The organism is Kineosporia sp. R_H_3 (assembly GCF_002198675.1).
Lineage (GTDB): Bacteria > Actinomycetota > Actinomycetes > Actinomycetales > Kineosporiaceae > R-H-3.
Map to the genome: position 1 here is coordinate 1 of NZ_MWLL01000177.1, position 7,151 is coordinate 7,151.

Sequence of the window (7,151 nt, forward strand, 5' to 3'; positions counted from 1 at the left end):
GTGGGCGGTCGCGACCGTCCGGTCGGTGCCGCGGGGCGGCAGCGTCGCCAGCGCGCAGGTGAGGACGACGGCGACCGTCACGCCGAGGACCGCGCCCGGGGCCTGCGGCCGGCCGGGGACGCCCACGACGAGCGCCGCGACCGCCCACCCGGCACCGAGCGCCGCGGCGCGCAGCGTCCGGGCCCGGTCGTGGCGGGCCGCGAGCAGGAGGAGGACGCCCACGAGGAGCACCGCGGCGGTGACGACGCCCGTGGCGGGCCGCGGCAGCCCGTGCACCTCTGCGGCGGACCACGTCCACGGTGCCCCGAGCAGGCCACCGGCGACGGCCCGCAGGACGTCCCCGACGACGCCGGGGGTGCCGTGGTCCGCGCGCAGCACGAGGTCCGCCGGGCGCAGCCCGGCGAGGGCGACGAAGACCGCGACGACCGCGGCGGAGACCGCCGCCGGCGGCCACGCGGCCCGCAGACCGCGCAGGACGGCGCGGGTCCCGGACGGGTCCGGGAGGTCCTGCGGGGCCCGGGCGACGGTGGCCGAGAGCAGGAGCAGGACGACGGGGACGAGCACGCCCGACCGGTCGCACCCCATCGCCAGCGCGGTGAGCAGGGCGACGGCGCCGAGCCGGCGCCCGCCGGTCCACCACACGTGCGCGACCGCCGCCCACACGAGGGCCACGGTCGCGGCGAGCGGCCCGGCGACGTCCGTCGTGCCCGCGCCGGAGGGGATGAGCTGCGGTGCCGTCATGACCATCGCCAGCGGCACGAGGAGCAGCGGCGACGGGTGGAGCAGCCGGCGCAGGAGCAGCCAGACCCCGAGCGCCAGGGACACCCGCAGCGAGTTCGCGGCGACCACGACGAGGAGCTCGCGCAGCGGCGCCACGGTCGCGAGGAGCCACACCGCGGCGCGGGTGAGGATGCCGCCCGCCGGGCCGCCGGGTGCACCGGCGACGGCGAGCGCGGCCGGGTCGAGCAGGACGGCGACGAGGCCGCGCCGGGCGACGGCGGCCTGCCGGGCGACCTCCTCCAGCGTGGGGCCCGCGCCGCGCAGCGCGCGGGTCTGGAGGTCGACGCCGACCGCCGTGACGGCCCAGGCGACGAGGTCGAGCACCCGGACCTGCCGACCACCCAGCGTCACGGTGCGTCCGGTCGCCGCGTCCGGTCGCGGGACGTCCCGGACGACCGGCGGGGCCTGGGCGACCACGTGACCTCCTCGTGCCTGCGTCCGGACCCCGGCGGCGCCGGGAACGATCAAGGAACAGGGACTCTCGCGCAAGGCTACTCACTGGTACTGTGCGGCACGCCACATCGGGTCGCTGTCACTCGGAGTGGTCGTCGGTGGGTCACCAGTGCTGCTGCCTCCCCAGGAGTAGGAACATGCGTCGCGTCCTCGGATTCGTCCTCGTCGGTCTTGGCGTCGCGCTCCTCACGCTCGGGGTGGCGGTGAAGTACTGGGCCTACCCGCGCATCGCGCAGGTCGGTGCCGTCTACCCGACGCAGAAGGACATCGACGCCAAGACGCAGCCGCCCGCGGGCACCGTCGTCTCGAACGGCAGCGCCGAGGTGTTCATCGCCGTGGGGGACAACCCCGTCGGCCCGCAGGTCGTCGACGTCGTCTCGACCCGGACCGTGCAGGGCGACCCGAAGGCCGCCAAGGGCGGGCACGTCTACTGGGAGACCCGGGTCGACACGAGCGTCCCGGACAAGTCGGCCGACCCGATCAACCGGACGGTCGAGGGGCTCTGCTTCGACAACGTCACCGGTGAGCAGCAGTCCGACTGCTTCAAGAAGCCGTACTACCAGACCGGTCCCGACGCGAGCTCGCGCAAGAACCCCGACCGCCGGGGCGTCTACCTGAAGTTCCCGTTCGGGACGCGGCCGACCTCGTACCAGTTCTGGGACAGCGCGTCGGGCGCGGCCTACCAGGCCCGCTACGTCGCCACCGAGGAGATCCAGGGCCTCAAGGTCTACAAGTTCGAGCAGAAGATCCCGGACGTGAGCCTGGGCCAGCAGCAGGTCCCCGGGGCCCTGTTCGGCGGCGCCCCGGACAGCACGGCCGCCACGGCCGACATCCGCTACGCCAACGTCCGCACCCTCTGGGTCGAGCCGGAGACCGGCGCCATCATCAAGGGCCAGGAGCAGCAGGACCGCCGCCTCGTGGCGAACGGCGTCACCGTCCCGATGCTCGTCGGCACCCTCGCCTACAGCGACCAGACGGTGAAGACGAACGTCGAGGTGCAGAGCGCGAACGCCGCGTCGCTGCACATGCTGCGGGTCACGCTGCCGGCGTGGGGCTCGGTCATCGGCTTCCTCATGACGATGGGCGGGGTCGCCCTGGTCTTCCTCAGCGGCACCGGACGGCGCCGTGCCGGCCGCGCCGACGACGCGGGCCCGGACTCGGTGGACCTGCGCGGCGTCCCGGCCTCCGCGGACGACGTGCGCTGAGCCCTGCGCCGGGCCCCGCGGGAGCGGGGTCCGGTCAGGGGCGGCGCGTCACGAGGATCGCGGTGCCCGGCAGGAGCCTGCCGCGCAGCGGGCTCCAGCCGCCCCAGACGCGGTCATGGCCGTCCGGCCACTCCGGCTCGACGAGGTCCTCCAGGACGAGGCCGGCGGCGACGACGTCCCGGACCCGGTCCCCGAGCGTCCGGTGGTGCTCGGCGTAGACCACCTCGCCGGCGTCGTCCTCCTCGACGTACGGCGTCCGGTCGAAGTAGGAGCGGTTCGCCGTGAGGCCGTGCTCGGACGGGTCGTCCGGGAAGGCCCAGCGGACCGGGTGGGTCAGGGAGAAGACCCAGCGGCCGCCCGGCCGCAGGACCCTCGCGACGTCGGCCATGACCCGCTGCGGGTCGGCGACGAACGGCACGGCGCCGTAGGCGCTGAACGCGAGGTCGAACGAGGCGTCGGCGAAGGGCAGCACCCGGGCGTCGCCCTGGACGAGCCCGACCGGCCGGGCATCCGTGCGGCCTGCCGGGCCCGGGGTCCCGAGCCGGCGGCCCTCGGCGAGCATCCCCATCGACAGGTCGAGGGCGACGACGTCCGCGCCCCGGGCCGCGAGCCAGCGCGCGCACTGCGCCGCGCCGGAGCCGACCTCGAGCACCCGCCGCCCGGCGAGCGCCGCCGGGTCGCCGAGCAGCCGGGCGTCGTCCTCGCGCAGGCCCTCGGGGCACCAGACGAAGTCGTCCGCGCCGAGGAAGTCGCCGTGCTCGTCGAGGTACTCCCGGCTCGCGCCGTCCCACCAGTGCCGGTTGGCGCGCACGGTCTCCTCGGCGCCGGCCGGCCGGTAGCCGGCGGCCGCCAGGCCCCGGGACTCGACGTCGTCCACGGCAGACATCCTCGCGGGTCCCGGGGTGCGGGCGTGACGCGGCCCCGGGCGGGCCGCGACCTGCGGTTTCGGGGCGGACGGGAGCTGTCGGGACGGCGTCCGGGCGCCGCGTGGGCGCTTTGACCCGCCCTGCGCCGACCGGGTAGTGTGACGACGGCGCACGCTGGGTGCGCGGACATGTGTTTGCCTTGTTTCCGACTGGACGACCTGTCGCGAGTCGTGCTCCGAGGCCCCTTCGAGGACATCTTCCGAGGGGCGCGGCGCCCGGGCTCCGGGACGCAGGCCACCCACCGACGCGGGGCCGCCTGGACCGCACGCGCGTGCCGTACGCCGCACGTCCCTTGTCCAGGCCACATCGACATCTGTCCGCATCGGAGTCCCCCCTTCATGACCGCGAGCACGACCGAGCAGCCGACCGTTCCCCAGGTCGCCGTCAACGACATCGGCAGCGCCGAGGACTTCCTCGCCGCGATCGACGAGACGATCAAGTACTTCAACGACGGTGACATCGTCGCCGGGACGATCGTCAAGGTCGACCGGGACGAGGTCCTGCTCGACATCGGCTACAAGACCGAGGGCGTCATCCCCTCCCGTGAGCTGTCGATCAAGCACGACGTCGACCCCGGTGAGGTCGTCAGCGTCGGCGACGAGATCGAGGCCCTCGTCCTCCAGAAGGAGGACAAGGAGGGTCGTCTCATCCTGTCCAAGAAGCGTGCGCAGTACGAGCGCGCGTGGGGCACGATCGAGAAGATCAAGGAGGAGGACGGCATCGTCACCGGCACGGTGATCGAGGTCGTCAAGGGTGGTCTCATCCTCGACATCGGCCTGCGGGGCTTCCTCCCCGCGTCGCTCGTCGAGATGCGTCGTGTCCGCGACCTGCAGCCCTACGTGGGCAAGCAGATCGAGGCGAAGATCATCGAGCTCGACAAGAACCGGAACAACGTCGTCCTGTCGCGCCGCGCGTGGCTGGAGCAGACGCAGTCCGAGGTCCGCCAGACGTTCCTGCAGACCCTCCAGAAGGGCCAGGTCCGCTCGGGCGTCGTCAGCTCGATCGTCAACTTCGGTGCGTTCGTCGACCTCGGCGGCGTGGACGGTCTCGTCCACGTCTCGGAGCTGTCCTGGAAGCACATCGACCACCCGGGCGAGGTCGTCGAGGTCGGCCAGGAGGTCACCGTCGAGGTCCTCGACGTCGACATGGACCGCGAGCGGGTCTCGCTGTCGCTCAAGGCGACGCAGGAGGACCCGTGGCAGCAGTTCGCCCGGACCCACGCGATCGGCCAGGTCGTCCCGGGCAAGGTCACCAAGCTCGTCCCGTTCGGTGCGTTCGTGCGCGTCGACGAGGGCATCGAGGGCCTCGTCCACATCTCCGAGCTCGCCGAGCGTCACGTCGAGATCCCGGAGCAGGTCGTCCAGGTCAACGACTCGATCTTCGTCAAGGTCATCGACATCGACCTCGAGCGTCGCCGGATCTCGCTGAGCCTCAAGCAGGCCAACGAGGGCAGCGCCGCCGCGGGCGAGGAGTTCGACCCGTCGCTCTACGGCATGGCCGCGGAGTACGACGAGGCGGGCAACTACAAGTACCCCGAGGGCTTCGACCCCGAGACGAACGACTGGCTCGAGGGCTACGAGAAGCAGCGTGAGGAGTGGGAGCGGCAGTACGCCGAGGCCCAGCAGCGCTGGGAGGCCCACCGCAAGCAGATCGTCGAGGCCCAGAAGGCCGAGACCGAGGCCCGTACCGAGGGTGGCGAGAGCGCCGGCACCGGTGGCGCCTCGGCGGCCTCGTCGTACTCCTCGGCGACGCCCGAGGCCGAGGGCACGCTCGCCTCGGACGAGGCCCTCGCCGCGCTGCGCGAGAAGCTCACGGGCGGCTTCTGAGCCCCGGTGGGCGACCGCACCACTGAAGCACCGCACGACCTGAGACACCGCACCACCTGAACGGCACGACGAAGGCCCCGGGCCCCGGCCCGGGGCCTTCGTCGTTCGCCCGTCCGGGTGACGCGGCGCGAGCCCGCTTCGCCCGTCCGGCGCCGAGGCCGACGACTGGGAGGACAGCAGGCCCCGCGCGGCACGAACGGCCGCGGGGCCGCCGAGCAGCGGCGCCGCCGGACGGCGCGCCGTCGAGAACCGAGGCGGGTGCGTGCAGGACGTGACGGACGGCGCCGCGGACGCCGGGGCCCGCACCGCAGCGGGCACCGCCGGCGGTGGTGGCCCCCGGGTCCCGGCCCCCACCCGCGGGTCGACGCTCACCGCGACCCTGGCCGCGCTGGCCGCGACCGAGGCCGACACGCAGGCGGTCGTCGAGCGCTTCGGCATGCCGGGCACGGGCGCGCTCCTGGCCCGTCGGGACCGCGCCAAGCCGAACGAGGCCCGGCAGGTGCGCCCGCGTTGGCGCAACCGCTACACCCGGCTCCTCGTCCTCTGCGACAGCGCCGCGGCCGTCGCCGCGATGGAGCTCGCGGCCCGGCTGGCCACCCCGCGGATCGACCCGCTGCTCGCCGCCCTCGCAGCGGCCGCGGTCGTCGCCGCCGTCACCCTGAACCGCTCGTACGAGCACCGCTACCTCGGCCACGGCACCGACGAGCTGCACCGGGTGTGGACGGCCTGCGTCTACCTCGTCGCGGCCACCTCGCTCGCCGCCTACGCGACGCAGACCCTCCAGGTCCGTCCGCTCGTCGTCGTCGGGATCCCGCTCGCCGCCGTCGGGCTGCTCGGCGTCCACGGCGTGGCCCGGCTGCTGCTCTACCGGATGCGCCGGCGCGGCCGCTGCGTGCAGAAGGTCGTCGCCATCGGCTCCGAGCGCTCGGTCGCCGAGATGGTCCGGACGACGCGCAGCGACCCGAACGCCGGGCTCGAGATCATCGGTGCGTGCGTCACCCGCAGTCTCGGGGAGCGCATCGAGGACGTTCCGGTCCTCGGCGCCCCGGCCGACGTGCTCGGCGCGCTGCGCGCCGTCCGGGCCGACACCGTCATCCTCACCGCCTGGTCGGACGTCGCCCAGGACGACCTGCGCCGGCTCTCGTGGGACCTCGAGGGCAGCGGCGCCCAGCTCCTCGTCGCACCGCGGCTCGCGGAGGTCTCCGCGCCGCGGATGCACATCCGCACGGTCCGGGGGCAGCCGCTCCTCAACGTCGAGGAGCCCGAGTTCAAGGGCATCCGGCGCATCATCAAGAAGGGTCTCGACTGGGGTCTCACGCTGCCCGGGCTCTTCGTGCTGTCGCCGGTGCTCCTGGGCGTCGCGCTCGCCGTGAAGCTCACGTCCCCGGGGCCGGTCCTCTTCCGCCAGGAGCGCGTCGGCAAGCACACCGAGCCGTTCCGGATGACGAAGTTCCGCAGCATGTACGTCGACGCCGAGGAGCGGCTGGCCCAGCTCCAGCACCTCAACGAGCACGGCGGCGGGCCGCTGTTCAAGATGAAGGACGACCCGCGGGTGACGCCGGTCGGCCGCTTCATCCGGCGGTTCTCCCTCGACGAGCTGCCGCAGCTGTTCGACGTGCTCCGCGGGGACATGTCCCTCGTCGGCCCGCGCCCGCCGCTGCCCCGCGAGGTGCAGATGTACGAGGAGGACGTGCGCCGCCGGCTCGTCGTCAAGCCCGGCATCACGGGCCTGTGGCAGGTGTCCGGCCGCTCGGACCTCTCGTGGGACGAGTCGGTCCGGCTCGACCTGCAGTACGTCGACGACTGGACGCTCTGGCTCGACCTCAAGATCATCGCCCAGACGCTCGCCGCGGTCCTCGCCCGCAAGGGCGCGTACTGACGGGTGCGTCGCCGGCCGCGGCGCGGGCTGCGAGGATGCCCGGGTGCTGAAGGTCGGGCTGACGGGCGGGATCGGGGCGGGC

The 7,151-nt window shown here is 73.9% G+C and carries 5 protein-coding genes; 3 read left to right on the forward strand and 2 right to left on the reverse strand.

Going from position 1 to position 7,151, the window contains the following annotated elements; translation table 11 throughout:
- Window positions 1-1,197 (reverse strand): hypothetical protein (locus ECOMGDLI_RS19385; RefSeq protein ID WP_158221068.1); only part of this gene is annotated, 1,197 nt, incomplete at its 3' end.
- Between the two features lie 173 nt (window positions 1,198-1,370).
- Between ECOMGDLI_RS19385 and ECOMGDLI_RS19390 the strand changes: the two genes are divergently transcribed.
- Window positions 1,371-2,438: a DUF3068 domain-containing protein gene (locus ECOMGDLI_RS19390; protein ID WP_088318535.1), complete on the forward strand. Its 1,068-nt coding sequence runs from the start codon at window positions 1,371-1,373 to the stop codon at window positions 2,436-2,438.
- Between the two features lie 34 nt (window positions 2,439-2,472).
- Here the strand turns inward: ECOMGDLI_RS19390 and ECOMGDLI_RS19395 are convergent, their stop codons facing one another.
- Window positions 2,473-3,324 (reverse strand): class I SAM-dependent methyltransferase, encoded by an 852-nt coding sequence (locus tag ECOMGDLI_RS19395; protein ID WP_088318536.1) that lies wholly within the window; start codon window positions 3,322-3,324, stop codon window positions 2,473-2,475.
- Window positions 3,325-3,702: 378 nt separating this feature from the next.
- Here ECOMGDLI_RS19395 and rpsA point away from each other — a divergent pair, with 378 nt between their 5' ends.
- Window positions 3,703-5,190: a 30S ribosomal protein S1 gene (rpsA, locus tag ECOMGDLI_RS19400; RefSeq protein WP_088318537.1), complete on the forward strand. Its 1,488-nt coding sequence runs from the start codon at window positions 3,703-3,705 to the stop codon at window positions 5,188-5,190.
- A 262-nt stretch (window positions 5,191-5,452) separates the two neighbouring features.
- Complete coding sequence (locus ECOMGDLI_RS19405; protein WP_143447795.1) at window positions 5,453-7,069, forward strand: sugar transferase; 1,617 nt, start codon at window positions 5,453-5,455, stop codon at window positions 7,067-7,069.
- Window positions 7,070-7,151: the final 82 nt, after the last annotated feature.

Excerpts from the sequence above, each read along its gene's own strand:
- ECOMGDLI_RS19390 (WP_088318535.1), top strand. The coding sequence starts at position 1,371 with ATGCGTCGCGTCCTCGGATTCGTCCTCGTCGGTCTTGGCGTCGCGCTC.
- rpsA (WP_088318537.1), top strand. The coding sequence starts at position 3,703 with ATGACCGCGAGCACGACCGAGCAGCCGACCGTTCCCCAGGTCGCCGTC.
- ECOMGDLI_RS19395 (WP_088318536.1), bottom strand. The coding sequence starts at position 3,324 with ATGTCTGCCGTGGACGACGTCGAGTCCCGGGGCCTGGCGGCCGCCGGC.